This window comes from Butyrivibrio fibrisolvens (genome assembly GCF_037113525.1).
Taxonomy (GTDB): Bacteria; Bacillota; Clostridia; order Lachnospirales; family Lachnospiraceae; genus Butyrivibrio; species Butyrivibrio fibrisolvens.
In genome coordinates this window covers 932,768-951,165 of sequence record NZ_CP146963.1, presented here as the reverse complement: position 1 = coordinate 951,165, position 18,398 = coordinate 932,768, and the positions used below count along the sequence as shown (strand labels likewise).

12 protein-coding genes are annotated in these 18,398 nt (G+C 40.1%); 5 read left to right on the top strand and 7 right to left on the bottom strand.

The window, feature by feature from the left end:
- Window positions 1-51: 51 nt before the first annotated feature.
- Window positions 52-1,095 carry a LacI family DNA-binding transcriptional regulator gene (locus WAA20_RS03775; RefSeq protein WP_338802232.1) on the bottom strand — a complete coding sequence of 348 codons (1,044 nt, stop codon included), beginning with the start codon at window positions 1,093-1,095 and terminating at the stop codon, window positions 52-54.
- Between the two features lie 316 nt (window positions 1,096-1,411).
- Between WAA20_RS03775 and WAA20_RS03770 the strand changes: the two genes are divergently transcribed.
- On the top strand, window positions 1,412-3,220 hold the full coding sequence (locus WAA20_RS03770; protein WP_073389645.1) for a carbohydrate-binding protein: 1,809 nt from the start codon (window positions 1,412-1,414) through the stop codon (window positions 3,218-3,220).
- 67 nt (window positions 3,221-3,287) lie between these two features.
- Here the strand turns inward: WAA20_RS03770 and WAA20_RS03765 are convergent, their stop codons facing one another.
- Window positions 3,288-4,820, bottom strand: coding sequence for a Na+/H+ antiporter NhaC family protein (locus WAA20_RS03765; protein ID WP_073389647.1), 1,533 nt, complete (start codon window positions 4,818-4,820; stop codon window positions 3,288-3,290).
- A 216-nt stretch (window positions 4,821-5,036) separates the two neighbouring features.
- Window positions 5,037-6,785 (bottom strand): right-handed parallel beta-helix repeat-containing protein, encoded by a 1,749-nt coding sequence (locus WAA20_RS03760; protein ID WP_073389649.1) that lies wholly within the window; start codon window positions 6,783-6,785, stop codon window positions 5,037-5,039.
- A 172-nt stretch (window positions 6,786-6,957) separates the two neighbouring features.
- On the opposite strand from WAA20_RS03760, the gene WAA20_RS03755 reads away from it, so the two are divergent.
- Window positions 6,958-8,049: a hypothetical protein gene (locus tag WAA20_RS03755; RefSeq protein ID WP_073389650.1), complete on the top strand. Its 1,092-nt coding sequence runs from the start codon at window positions 6,958-6,960 to the stop codon at window positions 8,047-8,049.
- Window positions 8,050-8,127: 78 nt separating this feature from the next.
- Window positions 8,128-8,784, top strand: coding sequence for a hypothetical protein (locus WAA20_RS03750; protein WP_073389651.1), 657 nt, complete (start codon window positions 8,128-8,130; stop codon window positions 8,782-8,784).
- Here the strand turns inward: WAA20_RS03750 and WAA20_RS03745 are convergent.
- The 4 genes from WAA20_RS03745 to WAA20_RS03730 all read right to left on the bottom strand — a co-directional run bounded on the left by WAA20_RS03745 (window position 8,771) and on the right by WAA20_RS03730 (window position 15,487).
- A complete protein-coding gene (locus WAA20_RS03745) occupies window positions 8,771-9,925 on the bottom strand; it encodes a hypothetical protein (protein WP_073389652.1) in 1,155 nt (384 codons plus the stop codon). The two genes, WAA20_RS03750 and WAA20_RS03745, sit on opposite strands and share 14 nt — an antisense overlap.
- 423 nt (window positions 9,926-10,348) lie before the next feature.
- Window positions 10,349-12,001, bottom strand: coding sequence for an ABC transporter ATP-binding protein (locus WAA20_RS03740; RefSeq protein ID WP_073389653.1), 1,653 nt, complete (start codon window positions 11,999-12,001; stop codon window positions 10,349-10,351).
- 136 nt (window positions 12,002-12,137) lie between these two features.
- Complete coding sequence (locus WAA20_RS03735; RefSeq protein ID WP_073389654.1) at window positions 12,138-13,937, bottom strand: iron ABC transporter permease; 1,800 nt, start codon at window positions 13,935-13,937, stop codon at window positions 12,138-12,140.
- Window positions 13,938-14,053: 116 nt separating this feature from the next.
- Window positions 14,054-15,487 carry a hypothetical protein gene (locus WAA20_RS03730; protein ID WP_073389655.1) on the bottom strand — a complete coding sequence of 478 codons (1,434 nt, stop codon included), beginning with the start codon at window positions 15,485-15,487 and terminating at the stop codon, window positions 14,054-14,056.
- Window positions 15,488-15,652: 165 nt separating this feature from the next.
- Here WAA20_RS03730 and WAA20_RS03725 point away from each other — a divergent pair, with 165 nt between their 5' ends.
- Together WAA20_RS03725 and WAA20_RS03720 are read left to right on the top strand one after the other, a co-directional pair.
- The gene (locus WAA20_RS03725) at window positions 15,653-16,714 is read left to right on the top strand and encodes an extracellular solute-binding protein (RefSeq protein WP_073389656.1); all 1,062 of its coding nucleotides are present in this window, start codon (window positions 15,653-15,655) and stop codon (window positions 16,712-16,714) included.
- Entirely contained in the window at window positions 16,715-18,394 is a 1,680-nt protein-coding gene (locus WAA20_RS03720) for a histidine kinase (RefSeq protein WP_073389657.1), read from the top strand. It begins immediately after the preceding gene.
- Window positions 18,395-18,398 lie beyond the last annotated feature (4 nt).

Below are 18,398 nucleotides of genomic sequence, written 5' to 3'. Positions count from 1 at the left end.
TCCGAAAACTCAAGTACTTATCATTGATCTAACTAACTGATCAACTTTTTATCATCTGATAATTTCTTCATATTTAAGCCTTACCAGTTCATGAGGCATCGTAACTCTTATACCTTCTTCTCCATCAAGAAGCTTTTGCATTTCTTCTACCGCCCTTGAAGATATTGCTGCAAAGTTCTGTCTAACTGTATTCATCTGTTTTCCGACATATCCCATAAGCACAATACCGTCAAAGCCGCATACTGGTCTGAAAATATCCATATCTATTAGAGCTTTCATAGCTCCTATTGCCATAAGATCTGACGCACAGACAACGCAGTCTTTATTTTTACCATATTTAAGTGTAATATTTCTTGCCTGAAGTTCTGAGAAATTACCGTTCCTTATAAGTACCTGAAGTCCCAGCTCTTCCTTAAGCTGCTTGATGCCTTCAAGACGGGCATCTGTTACATAGCCGTCTCTTGTACCTGCAATATATAAAACTTTCCTGCAATTATTTTCCTTAATGGTCTTCTTGGCTACATCATACTGGGCTTTGGCCTGGTTGACGCTGACACAGGAAGTCGTTGCACCAATATAAGGCACGTCTATTACTACAGTTTTAAATGTGTCATTTTCTATAAGCTGTCTTAAGACCTTATCTTCTTTAGACATTCCATATATTATTATGCCCTTGATACTTTGAGACACAAAATATCTGGTCATCTCATCCAAAGTCATATTTTCAACCATGCTAAAGAAAATGGTGATGACATCAAGCTGAAGTTCTCTGGCTTTACTTATCGCTCCTGATATGTACTGCATATCGATCTCATCGATAGCCTGGGTTTCTACATTAAGCTTAATAAGAAGAGCAACTCTTCCGGAATTTTTAGACGATAATGTAGCAGCAACAGTATTAGGAACAAAGCCAAGCCTCTTTACTACTTCCATGACTCTTAGCTTGGTGTCTTCACTGACATTAGGATAATTATTCAGTACCTTTGATACTGTAGATATGGCAACGCCTGCCTCTTTGGCAACATCTTTTATGGATACCACTTTCGCACCTTCCTGTAAAAAACGTTTTCTTTTAGTCTCATTATAGTTTACCACACATCTATAAGTTATCAAAACTTGCCTTTTTTAACATAACCCTGTCATATAACAGATAATTTCCTCACTATATTTTACGTATTTATTACAAAAAAGTTTTCGTAAACGTCGTTTTAAGAACCAGTTTCTTTCTCTCAGCAAAAGCAAAGTAAGCGTTTTCAATAAATTTTCGAAGTATACTTATTGTATATTTTTATTACAATATAGCAACATTTAACTTGTCTAAATATTACAGATATGTTAATCTTTGATTGCTCGAGTGAAATAATTTCGAAATTATTTACAACATTAAATTACTTTAGAGGGGAAAATTATAATGAAAAGAAGAGCAGCAATATTAAGCATTATGCTGGCTGCAGGAGTTTGTGCAACGCCAGCATATACTGCAAACGCAGCACCACATATACATCCGTACAACGGAGTAGAAGCTGAAACAAATTTTGGCTCCAGCGGAGTTGAGGTAATTACCGAAGCTGACGGAAGAAAAGTTGTTTCAAGCATTGAAAAAGACGATTATTTCACAGTTAAGACCTGTGACTTCTCATCAGGTCTTGCTTCTATTACTATCACAGCAAAATGTGATGGTATGGGTGTAATCGATGTTAGAAAGGGTGATTCAACTGGTGAATCACTTGGTAATATCAAATTAAAGAATACAAATGGAGAATATCAGACATTCACAGCAACTTTAAAAGATCTTGTTGGTGATAACGAGACAATAACATTCGTTGGTGCTGTAGGAAATGTATCTATCGATAATTGGATCGCAACACCTTCAATAACAGATCCAGGACAGCCTGATCAGCCAGATCCAGGTCAGCCGGATCCAGGTCAGCCTGACCAGCCTACTACTCCTGTAGATATCTATGCAGGTGTTGAAGCTGAAAATGTTGAGTCCAGCAACGCTACTGTTAATACAGCAGACGGTGTTACATATCAGACAATCAACGCTGGTGGTTATGTTGTAGTTAAGGGCGTTGACTTTACAAACGGTATCAGCGGAGTATTTGCAAATGCTCAGGCTTCTAAACCTAAGACTTCTATTGCCATCTACGTTGACAGCCTTGATGGTGCTCCAATTGCAACCATTACTGTTACAAGCAGAAGTTTCAAAGATGTTGCTACTAAGATCAATAATGACCTTTCAGGTACACACGACATCTACCTTGTAGCTGTTGGTAACCCTGTTGACCTTAATTCCTTCAAGGTAATGGCTAATCCTAACCACACACCTGATCAGCCAGATCCAGGACAGCCTGACCAGCCTGATCCAGGTCAGCCCGATCAGCCGGATCCAGGTCAGCCTGACCAGCCTACTACTCCTGTAGATATCTATGCAGGTGTTGAAGCTGAAAATGTTGAAGCAAATAGTGCTACTGTTAATACAGCAGACGGCGTTACATATCAGACAATCAATGCCGGTGGTTATGTTGTAGTTAAGGGCGTTGACTTTACAAACGGTATCAGCGGAGTATTTGCAAATGCTCAGGCTTCCAAGCCTAAGACTTCAATCGCTGTATACATTGACAGCCTTGATAGTGCTCCTATCGCAACTATCACTGTAACTAGCAGATCTTTCAAGGATGTAGCTGCTAAGATCAGCAGTGATCTCTCAGGTACACACGACATCTACCTTGTAGCTGTTGGTAACCCTGTTGACCTTGATTCCTTCAAGGTAATGGCTAATCCTAACCACACACCTGATCAGCCAGATCCGGGCCAGCCTGATCAGCCAGACCCAGGACAGCCCGATCAGCCGGATCCATGTCAGCCAGACCAGCCAGATCCAGGTCAGCCCGATCAGCCAGATCCAGGCCAGCCTGATCAGCCAATAGTAGAAGGCAAGGATGTATCTTATACAATCAATAGCTGGGGAACAGGCTACCTTGTAAACTTCAAGGTAACAAACAACACAGGCGCTGCAGTAAGCGGTTGGACAGTAAAGGTAAGAAAAGACCAGGTTAATATCGATTCCAGCTGGTGTGTAAACATCAAAGAAGAAGGTGACTACTATGTGATCACTCCTCTTGAATGGAATACAAACCTTGCACCTGGACAGTCAGTTGAGTTCGGTATCATCGGTACAGGCAGCATCGGTACTTCAATCGAAGTGACTGTACAATAGTACATACGTCCCTCAAAAAAGGAGGCTGAAGAATTATTCTTCAGCCTCCTATATATTTACCACTTAATTATTTATTTTTAGTAACACTCTTGATCGCAAGAAGCACAAATACCATAGCCGCTATACTAACAGGAAGTGTGATAAGCCAGTTACGTACAAATCCGGCAAGGATATAGCAAAATACTGATACCACTGCAACTGTGATAGCATAAGGAAGCTGAGTTGATACATGCTTGATATGCTCGCACTGTCCGCCTGCAGATGCCATGATAGTTGTATCAGATATCGGAGAACAATGGTCACCGCAAACAGCTCCTGCCATACATGCAGAAATTGAAATGATCATAAGCTCATTGTTGATATCACTATGGAATGCACTTACAACGATCGGGATCAGCATACCAAATGTTCCCCATGAAGTTCCTGTAGCAAACGCAAGGAAAGCTCCTATTACAAAAACAAATGCAGGTAATACTCCCATTACCATTCCATTCTCAGCAACCTGTTCAACAAGACCGCCAACATATTCAGCTGCACCAAGTGAATCTGTCATAGCCTTAAGAGTCCATGCAAGAGTAAGGATAAGGATAGCAGGTACCATACTCTTAAAGCCTTCAGGAATTGCATTCATACATTCATTAAAATCAAGAACTCTGGTCGCAAGATAGAAAACAATAGTAATAAAAAGAGCAACCATAGATCCAAAAACAAGTCCTGTAGAAGCATCAGAATTTGAAAACGCTGTTACAAATCCTTCTCCGTCAAAAAAACCGCCTGTATAGATCATTCCAACGATGCAGCAGATAATAAGTGCAAATATCGGAAGAACAAGGTGGATAACTCTACCCTTTTGTGAAACAGGAGGATTAGGCTGATCCTCGGCACCTGTAAGACTTGAATGTTTACGGCTTCCGTCAGGATGATCGCTTATACCGCACTGAATCTCTGCCTGAGCCATTTTTCCATAGTCAAAATTGCCTACGGAGATAGTGATCATCATTACAAATGTAAGGAATGCATAAAAGTTATATGGAATCGCACGAATAAAAAGTTCAAGACCATTAGCACCTTCTACGAATCCTGTTACAGCTGCTGCCCATGAGGATATAGGAGCAATGATACAGATAGGAGCTGCTGTTGCATCGATAAGATATGCAAGTTTTTCTCTTGATACCTTGTGCTTATCAGTTACAGGACGCATTACAGAACCAACTGTAAGACAGTTAAAATAGTCATCGATAAAAATAAGCGTTCCAAGTGCTATTGTCGCAAGTTGAGCACCAAGTCTTGTTTTTACATGAGTACTTGCCCATCTTCCAAAGGCAGCTGAACCGCCGGCCCTGTTCATTAACATGACAATGCTTCCAAGTACCACAAGGAAAATAAGAATACCAACATTCCAGGGATCAGAAAGCTGTTTTATCATGCCATCTACAAAAATATGATTCATGGCACCTACAGGATTAAAACCGGCGAATAATAGTCCTCCTGTGATGATTCCGATCATAAGTGATGAATAAACTTCTTTGGTTATAAGAGCAAGTAAGATAGCAATTATCGGCGGAAGAAGCGCCCATAGTGAATTAGTAAAATCAATCATTTTGGTCCTCCCCTGATTTTTTATAAAATTATTGTTTATAATTATTCACGTCGATTAAGTATAACACAAAACCTCCCAAGCAGATTAAAGATTTTTTCTTATCTACTTAGGAGGTTTTTTCACAAGCTAGCACTTTTTTAATACATATAATAGAATTCCCTATATCAGGAATCTATAAATCCTGATACATACTTATGCATACAAGCTTTTCTTTTATCAGCCCGCTCCGCCATCTTCATAATATATGACCATGTCGAAGTGTTCATCAAGGAACTCTCTTTCTTCATCACCAAATTCGCAGTCTGTGAAGGTAATATAATCAGGTTCTGCATAAAGGCTGAACAGATCGCCTTCATTACCTTCAAATTTACAATTGGTAAAATAGATATATCCGATATTATAACCGTTTTCAATAAGAGTATATTCTCTGTTATCTATAAAATCACAATCGTAGAAGCATATATCTGATGAATCATCAAACAGTTCTACTATTCCGTAAGTACAATCATGTATGCAGGAATCATAGAGATATACACCATTGCTGGCCATACACATCAGTCCATATGCTCCGCATCCATACAGATCAAGATTATTACCTGTTATTCCGTTTGAATTCATTACTGCAAGAACATTCGCCGAGCAATCACCTTTCTTGGCATCATGTCCAATGATAAGGTTATTAAGCGTTATATTACTGCACTGATCTAGTACAAATACATCATAGAATGCGCTCTTAATAACTATCTCAGGTCTGTCATCAGGATCTTCGCCCTCGATGGTCATATTGTAAACATTACATACTCCATACTCGCCCCACCATGATGTATATCCCCAATACTCGTTATCTACATCAGGATTATCCTCAAGTACGTAATCAGAGATATCATATTTGCCACTTTCAAGAATGATATGAGTGTTAGGAGCAATAGCATTTACAAGTTCTTCAGGTGTAGATACATGGATCTCTTCCTGCTCTTCATTTTCAGGTGTTTCATCCTCATATATATACAGCTTACCTTCATAGGTATCATCTATAACTTCTGTATATTCAACCTTGTCCTCTACATTACCTGTTGTATCTTCAATATAATCCGGATTCAGATAGTCCTTAAGATCATCAACAGGAATAGTTATATCATAGAAATTATCATTATCCATAATGGAATAGGATCCAAAATGGATTACTAACTCATCTCCAACTATACAGCATGGAAGATAGTCATAATCAACCATGGAAGTTATATAGTCAAGAGCGATCGGGATGCCCTCTTCATTAGTTTCATTTATAAGATCCTTTTCTCTTGGATATGTAGCTACAACCGTATCATACAGTACCTGAGCCAGTCCTTCTTTTTCGGCAAAAAAGGCATCAGACCAGATTCTCTTACCTGTGTTTATATCATAATTAACATAATAATAGTATGGATCATAATCTTCTGTATAAGACCAGTCATAATCTTCTTCAAACTTGGCTGTAAAAACCTTGTCATCAAGTCTTAAAACCTCAGCTTCGATATCATAATGATAAGAAGCTTCATCTTCTCCGGGCGCTCCATATCCAAAGGTCTTAATATCCTCAACAGCAGATTCTCCAATGCTATCACTAAAAGTAGTCATAGCAGCCCAAAACTTTGGATAATCCATCATGAAATCTTCATTTACTATGATCTCGGGGTAAGATCCTGTCGATGTAAGATTTTCATTATCCTCAAATTCTGCAGTTACCTTATGGCTGGCAATTGTAACCGCCTTCTGTGTGCCTTTACCTGACCCTGTGGGAGTTTGATCATCTTCCAGGTCAGTGCCTTCTGTAGCTGCGTTATTTTCTTCTTCATCTTCATCATCGTCTTCATCTTCGTCTTCAATGTCTTCGTCTTCATCATCCAAAGAACTATTGAAAGAACCACATGCAGAAAGAGCAAGCGTCAGACTCATAAGAACAGGCATAAAAAATCTTCTTCTCATAATACCTCCTACTATTATTATCTAGGCAGAACACTGGATGATTATCCTACAATATATATAATACAATAGATATAATAAAATGTGTTCAAAATTCCGATAATTAATGTTGTTTACACCATTATTTTTAAATCAGTTTCCACTTTTTTTGATGATCTGTATATAAGGAGGTCTTATGACTTTACTTGCTATGATCATAACCATCGTAAGTATAGGACTAATTGCAGCAGGCCTTATTCTTAACGAATGGACATCCGGTAACAAGACTTTACTTGCCAGAAAAAGCGCAAGACGTCATCAAAGATGGCGCATTATCCTCAAAAAATATGAAAATAGTGATGGAACTGTTCCTTCCGGACTTCTTCGCCTTTTTCTAAATCCTGAAAGCCTTGCTGCTTTTGCAGATGTATCCTTTGAATCTGTGGAGTATCTTTCTTCTGCTTTCTGTATCTTATACAAAAACGAACGTGCTTTATGTTCACTATTTGGCGGTGCATCAGACGATCTCAAGAGCTTTTTTGCCTACACTTTATCAACCTTCCAGATAACGGACAAGGAGCATAACTCTTACTTTGCAAAGACAATGCTCACCTATCTTAGCAAAGATTCAGTATATCTGCGCCAGAATGCCCTTCTGGCAATTTACAGCTTTGGTAACGAATCGCTTGTGATCGATGCTTTTCATATGATCAAAAAGAACAGCTTCTATCACAACGAAAGATTACTTGCTGACGGACTTCTGACATTTACAGGCGACAAAGTTCTGCTTGCAAGATGCCTTATGAATGTTTTTGACAGTTTTGATAAACATGTAAAGATCGCAATCATCAATTTCATGAGGTATGAAGGAATTCATGATCATGATGAAAAATTTATGGCTATTGCCTCAGATACTGAAGAAGATATCGATCTTAGATGTGCTTCCATAAGACTTTTTGCCAAAAAGCCCGGACTCAAGACAAGCAGAAAACTTATCTGCATAGTAGAAGAATCCTTTGATTCAGATGTCTGGGAGCCTGCTTCTGTAGCTGCTTCTGCTATCGGAGATTATGATGATCATGATGACAACAAGGAAGCCATAGAGTGCCTTTTGAAAGCAATACATTCAAAGTGGTGGTATGTGCGTATCAACAGTTCCAAGTCACTTTCAAAACTCAGGATTAGTCAGGGCCAGTTAAAGATACTAAAAGAAACCGGCGATGCATATGCAATGGAAGAACTAAGCTACGCCATGGATGAACTTCAGGCTGCACTTGATAATATCTAAAAGACTTTTGGAACATAATGACAGATATCAAGACTTTAGGAACGAAGCGACAAACTATCGAAAGAAGGGATAAAGACTATGCAAATAGCAATGCTCATTGTGTCAGTAATAGTACTTATCTTTGCAATTTCATTTTTCAGAACGTCTCTAAAAAGCTATCTTCCCATACGCTTAGAGCGCCAAAAACAACTACTGCATAAAAGACTTGATCATGATTTCTTTTTCCCGATCACTGTAATAGTTGATTCGGATGATTATCCATTTTCTTATATAAACAATGTTCTGACTCAGGACTACAAACTCTTTGAAGTCATCATGACTGATTCTTCAGGCGATAAGGATAAACTCGCTCGCCTGATCAAGCACTATGCCTTAAAAGAAGATAACAACAGACCTGTCAGATATTATAAAGATTGTATTCACCCGGATAAGATCTATAAGGGGCGTGAAGGAAATATTCCTCTTACCCTTTTAGTTTTGAACCCTGAAAATATCACTGATACCGAATCTTCCAATCCGCTTATTGCAGCCGGAATCGCAGCTTCAAGAATGCCCTATATTTCTTTTTCCAAAAACGGGTCAAAAAAAATCATCCCCGGCACCTGCCTTAGAAATATGGCAAGATGCGTACTCGAGGATGATAATATTTCAGAAGTTAGCCTCTATGGTATGGTTTTATATAATAAGGCAAAATACATAGAAGGCATTGATTCTAACGCGGTTAACGAGACATAAGCTCATATTCATCTACAAGATCCGAATGATCAGTCCAGCCAATATAATAAGCATCAAGCTCAGATATCTCATTCGTTATCGCGCTATAAACCGGAATCCATGTTATGGCTTCATATGTAGTGTACATTATATCGTTGGGATAATCCGACTCGATTATCTCTATCTCTTCTTCTGAAAGACCTATATCTTCGTCTTCCAGATAAAGATCTATTGCACTAAACTGGTGCATCATTTCGTGTGCAAACGCTGCAGGAGTCTCTTCCTCTCCATTACTGTGCATGAACATATATGAAAATTCATATACGCTGTCCAGAGCATAACCCGCATAATAACAGGTAGTACAGGATACCTCGTCTATCGACTTGTCAGTGTTGATATATACCATGATAGCTACACTGTCAGCATTATATCTTTCCTGCAGTGCACCAACATCAATATTATTCTCAATAAAGTACCAGATCTCGCAGTCAGCATTGTAATAATCTTTTACAGAATCCGACTCTATAGAAAAAGAATACCCAAGATCTTCATCTTCATAGAAATCATAAATAAGATTAAGCTCCTGCCCCCACTTGGAAGCTTCGTCCATAAGGAATTGGCAAGCTATATCAAGATACCTGACAGTATGAGCAAAAGTCCTGCTATCTTCCTGACTGTCAGTCCATGAATAATTAGCATCATCAACATAAAGAGATATTACCGGAATGTTCCCTGTCAGAGTATTACCGCTTCCGTTATCCCCTATAAATACTCCAGTTCCGCCAGTTGACTCGTATGCTTCATAATACTCTTCGTCTTCTTCGTCAGTATCTGGATCACCATCTTCCTCATCTTCATCTTCAGCCTCTAATTCGTCTTCATCGTAGTAATCATCTTCATCCCATACATTGAATTCATCGTCATCCCAGTTCTCCCAGCTCTCCCACTCCTCAAGCCATGAATCCCTGTCTTCATCTGTACGAGCCGAGTAATATACCTCATCCTCTGAATTATCCGAATCATCAACATCTTCTTCATAAATATATTCAGCATCATCTCGCATATCAATAAGATATCCACATCCCTGCAAGGACATGGCAAGACTTATCGAAAGCATCAAAGCTGCTGCCCTATGAAATGACCCGAATAATCTACGCCTCATGAATAGTTAATCCCTTCACCAACCTGCAAATGTTTATTGCTTTCCGAACTCAGACTACCCAGTTACTTTGAAAAGTTAGTATCACTGTCATTATAAAATGCCTAGTAAAAAAGGTCAAAAACCATTATTTCAGCTCCTCGCAAAAGCACCACGCTATCATGCCTTGGAGGCCGGGCGCTGTTCATAAAAGGTTTTAGAATCTTACAATTGGTCGGCAATATTCAAGAGGCTTTTGAAAAAGGCCAAAGAATTCTGTTCACGGCTCAGCATGTTTGAGGGGGCAGAGCCCCCGAGTTTCTGAGCCGTAGAATTCTTTGACCTTTTTTGAAAGTCCTTGAATATCCGACCTATTGTGATTCTAAAACCTTTTATGAACAGCGCCCGGCCTCCAAGGCATGATAGCGGGCCACTTTGCGACAGCCCTTATTCAAGTTCCAGGCTTCCGGATGCGATGCACTTTCCGGATTTTCTGTCGAAGAGAAGAATTCCGTCGCCGGATACTGTGATATTGTGCTTTGCTCCTATCTGGAACAGCTTCGATCCAAATACCACGCCTGTAAGAAGGAAGTTCCCTACTGCAATCTTGATAGTAGATTCCATACCTGTCGGCATGACACCGTACAGCTCTCCTTCTATACCACCTTCACCCTCATCAAGCTCGATAAATTCAGGTCTTATTCCGATAACGAAGTCTTCATTTGTGATCACAGGCTCTTCGTCAAGAGAATCGTCCTTTTCTTCAACAAGACTTATGTGATAACGGAAGCTCTCATCCTTATTGTTCTTTTCTACATACTTCTTGTCTTTTTTCTTAAGTTCAAGCTCTGCATCAGCCTTTGCCTTAGCAGCATCCCTGTCTTCAAACCACTTACCTAGATCAAGTGCTTCTGATGGCTTAAATACTGCCTTGTGATTTCCAAGAACGTTTAATGAAAGCTCACCACCAGCTTCCTGAACACCCTTTGCTTCCACAAAGTTCATGGACGGATTACCAACAAAGTCTGCTACAAATAAGTTTTCAGGTCTGTTATATACAGAAAGTGGTGCTGCATACTGCTGAAGTACGCCGTTATTGATAAGGCATATCCTGGTGGCAAGAGTCATAGCTTCCATCTGATCATGTGTTACGTATACGAATGTACTTCCAGTTTCAAGGTGAAGACGCTGAAGCTCATATCTCATCTCAAGACGAAGCTTAGCATCAAGGTTTGATAATGGCTCGTCCATAAAAAGAACCTGAGGCTCGGGAGCAAGTGTTCTTGCGATAGCAACTCTTTGCTGCTGACCACCTGAAAGTTCAGCAGGGTATCTGTTCATGAACATTCCGATCTTAACAATCCTTGAAACCCTTCTTACAGCAAGATCGATTTCCTCTTTTGTAAGAGATCTTACAGTTTCAACTGCCTGACCGCCCTTTAATATCTCGCACTTATCAGAAAGTGTTTCACCTTTTGCTTCATGTGCTTTTACGATGTCTTCAAACTCTTTTTCAAGTACGGCGCGCTTATCGTCTGCGTCAGACTTAGTGTCTACTGTCTCCATGACACCAAGTGAGTAAAACTCCTTAGCGCTATACATAGACATTGAATAGGTATCGATAAGTTTAAGGTATACCTTTTCTATATCCACCTTACCGTCCTTGTTGCGGCTTTCTTCATAGATATCTTTAAGTTCTTTAGGGTGCTTTAAAGCTTCTATCTTGGTCTTTAATTTAAGAGCCTTAATATCTACAAGTGGCATCTTTTCTTTAATGTTTGTAAGACCAAAAGAAATATTCTGGTATACTGTCATGTTGGGCCACAGAGCATAGTTCTGGAAGAGGAATCCGACTTTACGCTTATTGGGCGGAACATTGATTCCCTTTTCGCTATCGAATACTACTCTGTCGCCTATTTTGATCTGTCCTGATGTTGGTGTTTCAAGTCCTGCGATCATACGAAGGGTTGTTGTCTTACCACATCCGGATGGACCAAGAAGTGTTATAAAGGCATTATCTTCTATATCAAGATTCAGATTATCTACTGCGTAGAAATTCCCGTATCTTTTGGTTATATTTGTAAGTTTAATTTCAGGCATATTCTATCTCCTCCTAATCTCATGCCATATATGGAATATGCAGCTAAATTTAGTTCTTGCAGGATCATTACCATGCGCAGATATACTTTTCCACTTTAAATCTAGGATAATGATCAACGACTAAGAGCAATCGAACTTAGCCGCCGATACCGGAATCAAGGCTTGCTCCGGTGAGCTTATTGACAACTGTGTTGAAGACGAGGATAAGTACTATAAGTATCAGGTTGATAGCACTTGAGAATGCGTAAAGTCCCATCTCGTCAAAGTAGTCCAGAGTTGTCGACAGGATAAATCCTTGTGTACAAAGAAGAAGGAAGAGTGATAATTCACGAAGACATGTCATAAATGGAAGCATATATCCGCTGATTATCGATGACTTCTGGATAGGAATGATGATCCTTGTCATTCTCTTGATCCATGGAATATCCTGAATGATAGCAGCTTCTTCTATCTCCCCTGATAGCTGAAGCATTGAGTTAAGGGCAGCCCTGGATGCAAATGGTATATACTTTACAACACCTGCGATTATAAGAAGTGTATAGGTATTGAAAAGATTTATCTTGCCATTTGAAAAAAGGATGAAGAATGCTGCGCCTACTGCAAGTGATGGCATAAGGTACGGAAGGAAAGCCATGTTGTTAACGTAGGAAGCCCACTTACTTCTTCTATTCTTGGATACAGCATATCCGATGAGTGTTCCTATAGTACCTGCGATAAGAGCACAGCATATAGCAACAAGAAGGGTTCCTGAGAGTGCTCTTCTTATAAGTTCATTAAAAAGAATTCCCTTCTGACCATAGAGTGCGCTTGCGTTATTATCATTAGTAAGCCACCATTTGGTCGTAAGATTAGAGAAGTCTCCTGTGTACAGGAAGCTGTAATCTCCAGGGTTTGGAAGGAATGTTTCAAGTGTGAACATTACGATCGGGAATATTGATGTAAAGAAAGTTACGATGATAAGGATTATACCAATAATATACTTTCCTGCTTTTCCCAGATTGATCTTGGATATCTGACCTGACTTACCGCTGACTGTTGTGTAGCTCTTACGGCTCTTAAGGCTCATCTGGTTGATTCCAAGGATCATGATTCCGAAGATCATCATGATGATCGCAAGTATAGAAGCTTCTCCCGTGTATTTGGAATTCATTGATACGTACTTGGTTGAAAGTGTTGTAAGACCAAGGTAGTGTGGTACAGGATAGCTTCCCATTGCAGATCCGAATACCAGAAGTATCGTTGAAAGAATTGCCGGTTTTACCATTGGAAGAGTGATTCTGAACATGATCTTCCACTTTGGAGTATCAAGAATAGTTGCAGCCTCTTCAAGGTTGGCATCCATATTTCTGAATATGCCGCCTATCATGATGTAGGCAAAGGGTGCATAGTGAAGGCCCAGTACCACTGCTGAAGGGAAGAGTCCCTGGCACCACCAAAGAGGCATTGCGATATGTGTAAGTGTTACTAAAAGTCCATTTGATGTACCTGTAACTGAATTTGAATTAAAAAGGTTCTGCCATACAACAGCCAGAGTCCACTGGGGCATTATGTATGGAAAAATAAATATAGAACTGATATACTTCTTGAATTTAAGATTTGTTCTTGTTACTAAAAATGCTGTAAGTCCGCCGAAAATAATTGCGATAAGACATGTAAGAACTGCAAGAAGTACTGTGTTTAAAATAGGCATCCACAGGTTTGTCTTTGCAAGTCTTGATGTGAAAAGATCCGTATAGTTGGCAGCAGAATAACCTTCTGCCTTACCTGTCAGGTACTGATCGATAGTACCCGGATGGATCTTGAATGTATCCTGAACTATTGCCACGATCGGAGCAACTGTTGTATATGTAAGTGTCAGTCCGAATAAGAGCAATATCACATTTTGAGGCTTACCAAAATATGTTTTCAGGCGGTTTAAAAAAATGGCTTTTTTCATATTTGTCCTCTTTTTATTTTTCACCTTTAAGGTAATCAGTGCGCCGCCCTTCACTTAAGGAAAGACAGCACACTGACATATTTTACCTTTTATATTTTTATGATCGTATTGCTATATTATTCAGATTCTTCACCTGTATACTTATCAAGTGTCTCGATCCAGCTACCTACTGTAAATGCTACAGATGCGCAGTACTGAGGATCTTCTACTACGAGCTGGCCTTCGCCTACCCACCATTCTTTGCCACGGTCATCCTTTGCAGGGAACTCATCTTCGCCTGCTTCGTTGTATCCGCCCTTGGAATGCTCATATGTAGTCTCGATAGCCTTAGCAACTTCAGGGTTGGATGAATATCCGCCCATGTCCTTGCCCCATGCTGAGAAGCCGTCTTCTGTACATGTCATGTACGCGATGAATGCGCATGCTGTCCATGGAAGCGGGCTGTTATCTGTTACGAAGAGATAATGGCAATATCCGTATCCGCCGATTCCTGTATATCCATCCTGATATGCAGCGATATTGATGTTGTTAACTGATACGCCTGATGACTCTTCTACAGAACGAAGCTTTGAATAAACAAGAAGTCCTGACTGGTCTGTAGCAGAATCTGTAACGAGTGTCTGGCAGATAGGTCCGTCATCTGTCTGAGCGTTATAAGCACCTACAAAGAGCTTAATGTATGCAAGAGCATATGCACCGTTAGCGCCAAGTCCGAAGAGCTCTGCATCTTCTTTTTCAGAATCGATTGTAGGCTGGAAATAAGCCTGTTCATCTGCTGGAAGAGCATCAAATGCATCCTTGAGATACTGAGCATATGTATCTTCTGTGAGCATGTACAGGAAGTTCTTACCAACTATTTCAGAATCAATATCCATGAAAAGAGGGTGTGAACCTTCTGCTACGAAATCCCAGCAGTTATCATAGGTCTTATCACCTGTTGTGTTGTACATGAAAACTTTGTTGAGAAGCTGAAGTTCAAGATAGCCGTTATAAGCATCAGGTGTTGTACCATTAGCCTGTGCCCAGTCAAGAGGAATGAATGTATCAAGGATTCCTGTCTGAACCATCTTGGACTCGATCTGGTTACCATCCTGGATAAGGGTCATTGCGAATGTGCCCTCTTCCTTAAGTGAATCAGCCTGAAGCTGTTCGAAGATCTTGTTGTTCTTGGGCTGCTGCCAGTCGAACTCAAGTGTGTAGGAAGGATCGATAGACTGAAGATACTCAATGAAAAGAGGAAGAGCTGTCTTGCCACGGCTTGAGTTACCAACGCCGTAGAATGTTGCACCGTTACTCTCTTCGATAGCTTTCTTGGCAAGTTCTTCCAATGTCATGGTCTGGGCCTCAGCTATGATTTTCTGAGTTTCAGTCATGTTTGCAGGATCAACTGTCTGTGTTCCTGCATCTGTTTGTGTCTGTGTTGCTGTCTGGTTATCAGTTCCCTGTGCAGAACCCCCTGTGGTACCTGCATCTGTACCAGAACCGCAGCCTGCAAGTGAAGTTGCAAGAAGGCTGAACGTCATAACAGCAGATAAAAGTTTCTTTTTCATAGTTTTTTGTCCTCCTTATATACCCATTAGAATTTTTCCCTCTGAAAATAATTGTAGTAAACCTTATTTCGATAATGAACGGGACAAAACTGCAAAATATTTAGAAATCCTGCTAAACTTTGCAAACCCTTACAAATCAAGGAAAAATCGCTATATAATATAAATATGAAAAAGGGGAAATTCCATTTATCCAAAAAGGTATCCGTAGCGATCCTCATAATTATCGCTTTGATCTTTGCTCTTATTCTGGGTATAGATATTCCACAAAAAGCTGATAAAGCAGACAACGTGTATAGTTTATCTGAAGAAAATAAACTAATAGTATACACTGCGCATAAGCCGGAAATCTACGAGCCTATCATTCAGGAGTTCGAAGAAGAGACCGGCATATGGGTTGAAGTTGTAAGCGGCGGAACAAGCCAGATGCTTGAGCTCATAGCAAGTGAAGATGATGGTAAAAAGGCTGATATCATGTTTGGGGGCGGTGTTGATTCACTTGACAGTTACAGCTCTTATTTTGAACCTTATGTATCAAAGAATGCATCAAACCTTGATACTTCCTATGCATCAGCTACAAATTCCTATACTGTATTTTCTTCTCTTCCAACAGTCTTTATCTACAATACAAAACTCATAAATTATAATGAGCGTCCACAAAGCTGGGCTATGCTTTTATCTGGTTCTTATAAGGGCGAGATAGCTTTTGCTGATCCATGCACATCGGGATCTTCGTATACAGCTATGATGACCATGCTTCAGGTCCTTACTTTAGATGATAAAAACGACGATGATACCCTTAGCCTGTTTATGGATAATCTTGGAGGAGATGTTCTTGATTCATCAACTGATGTTGTAACAGAAGTTATAGCCGGAAGAAAAACTGTCGGTATTACTACAGAAGAAGTTGCCCGCAAGAATATCGCAAACGGCGCGAGTATAGAAATGATATACCCAGAAGACGGTACTGCTGCCCTTCCTGATGGATGCGCCATTGTAAAAGGTGCTGCCCATCTTGATAATGCCAAAGCCTTCATAGACTTTGTATCCGGCAGACAGGTTCAGTTATATCTATCTGAATATCAGTTTAGAAGAAGTGTAAGAACAGACACCAATTCATCTTCCGATATCAACGTGATCATCTACGACATAGACAAGGCTACTGCATATAGATCAGATATCCTTGATAAATGGAATACTCTTAGAGATTCTTTTGAAGGAGGGAACTAAATGATCAGAAAATCCTTCAAAAGAGAACTCCTGTCAGCCTTTATACTTGTTGCTATCCTGCCGCTTCTGATATCAGGTATTTTCCTTATCAGGGCATTCAGGGCCAGGATATCGCAAAACTATGAAAAGCTTGCCCTAAGCCAGATACAGGCTGCATCATCTGAGCTCGATTCAAAGCTCAGTATGTTCAAATATGACATGACCGCACTTGCAAATGATGAAGTCATCCTCGAAATGCTTGGAAAGAACACTCCTCTTACAGGCAGCAGATCTTACAGAAGGCTTTTTACTCTGACTACAGATCTGCGCGACTATGGCGATTTTACCGTGTATGACGTGGATGGTAATTCTCTTATAAGTACTTCATCAGACAATGCGCTTACGAGCATGCCAACCTACTTTGGAATACTTAAAGAGGTAAGCGACAGTCATACTATCGCCATAAGAAAGACTCAGGACTACGAAGATCCAAGCCTTATCCAGATCGCATGCGCTGTCATGCAAAATGGATCCTGCATAGGATATATAGTTGCAAGCCTGGATACTGACAATATTTCTGCCATCTTATCCAGCACTACAGACTCATCACTGGAAATCGTAATACTTGATAAATACTGGGATCAGGTCTACTCAAATGAAAGAGCAAAAAACGATAATGTGGCATGGGAAGTCCGTAATAGAAGATTAAATAATCTTGATATCTCGCAGCCAACAGATCACGGAATCTTTTTTATCAGGGATATTGGAGATACAGAGCTTTCAATCGTCCTTGGCAAAGAAAACATCTTCACTCCTGATGTCACTAAGACTATGGCAAGAGTCATGCTCCTTATGGCTGCTGTCAGCATGTTCCTGTGCCTTATTGTTGCTGAAGCCATGAGTGCATACCTTACTCTTCCCATAAGAAAGCTTTCAAAGGCCATGAAAAAGGCTGAGAGCGGTGACCTGAGTGCAAGGGTAGATACTAACCGTCAGGACGAGCTGGGCCAGCTTGGAAGAAACTACAACAAGATGGCAGGGGAGCTTCAAAACTATATGGAGCTTGAGATCCAGAAACAAAAAGAGCTGGATGAGCGTACCATAGCCATGATGCAGGCTCAGCTCAATCCTCACTTTTTGTATAACACCCTTGATACCATGAAATGGACTGCCAAAACTAAAGGCGTTCCTGAAATCGCAACTCTGTCTTCAAGCCTTGCCATAATTTTAAGAATGGCTATATCGGGTAAGAAATTTGTAAAGCTTGAAGATGAGATAAGCCTTGTTAACTACTATATCACTATTCAAAAGATCAGATTTTCAGGCAATTTTTCTTTTGACATTGAGGTGCCTTTAGAACTTGAAGACTGCATAGTTCCAAAGCTTATACTTCAGCCTGTCGTTGAAAATGCAATCGTTCACGGGCTTAGAGATATGGCAGGCGGACAGGTATTTGTAAACATATATGATAATAACGGGGTATTAACAATTGAAGTTTCTGATGACGGGGTTGGCATCGCAGACGAAGAAATAAAGCGTATAGAAGAAAGAAATCACAAGCAGGAAGAAGGCCATCTTGGCCTTTACAATGTGGATACTATCATACGACTTTACTACGGCGATGATTATGGCATCAGGGCAAAAAGGCTTCCTGAAGGGGGCAGCATGATAACTGTAACTCTTCCTGTCAAAAGAAGCTGATATA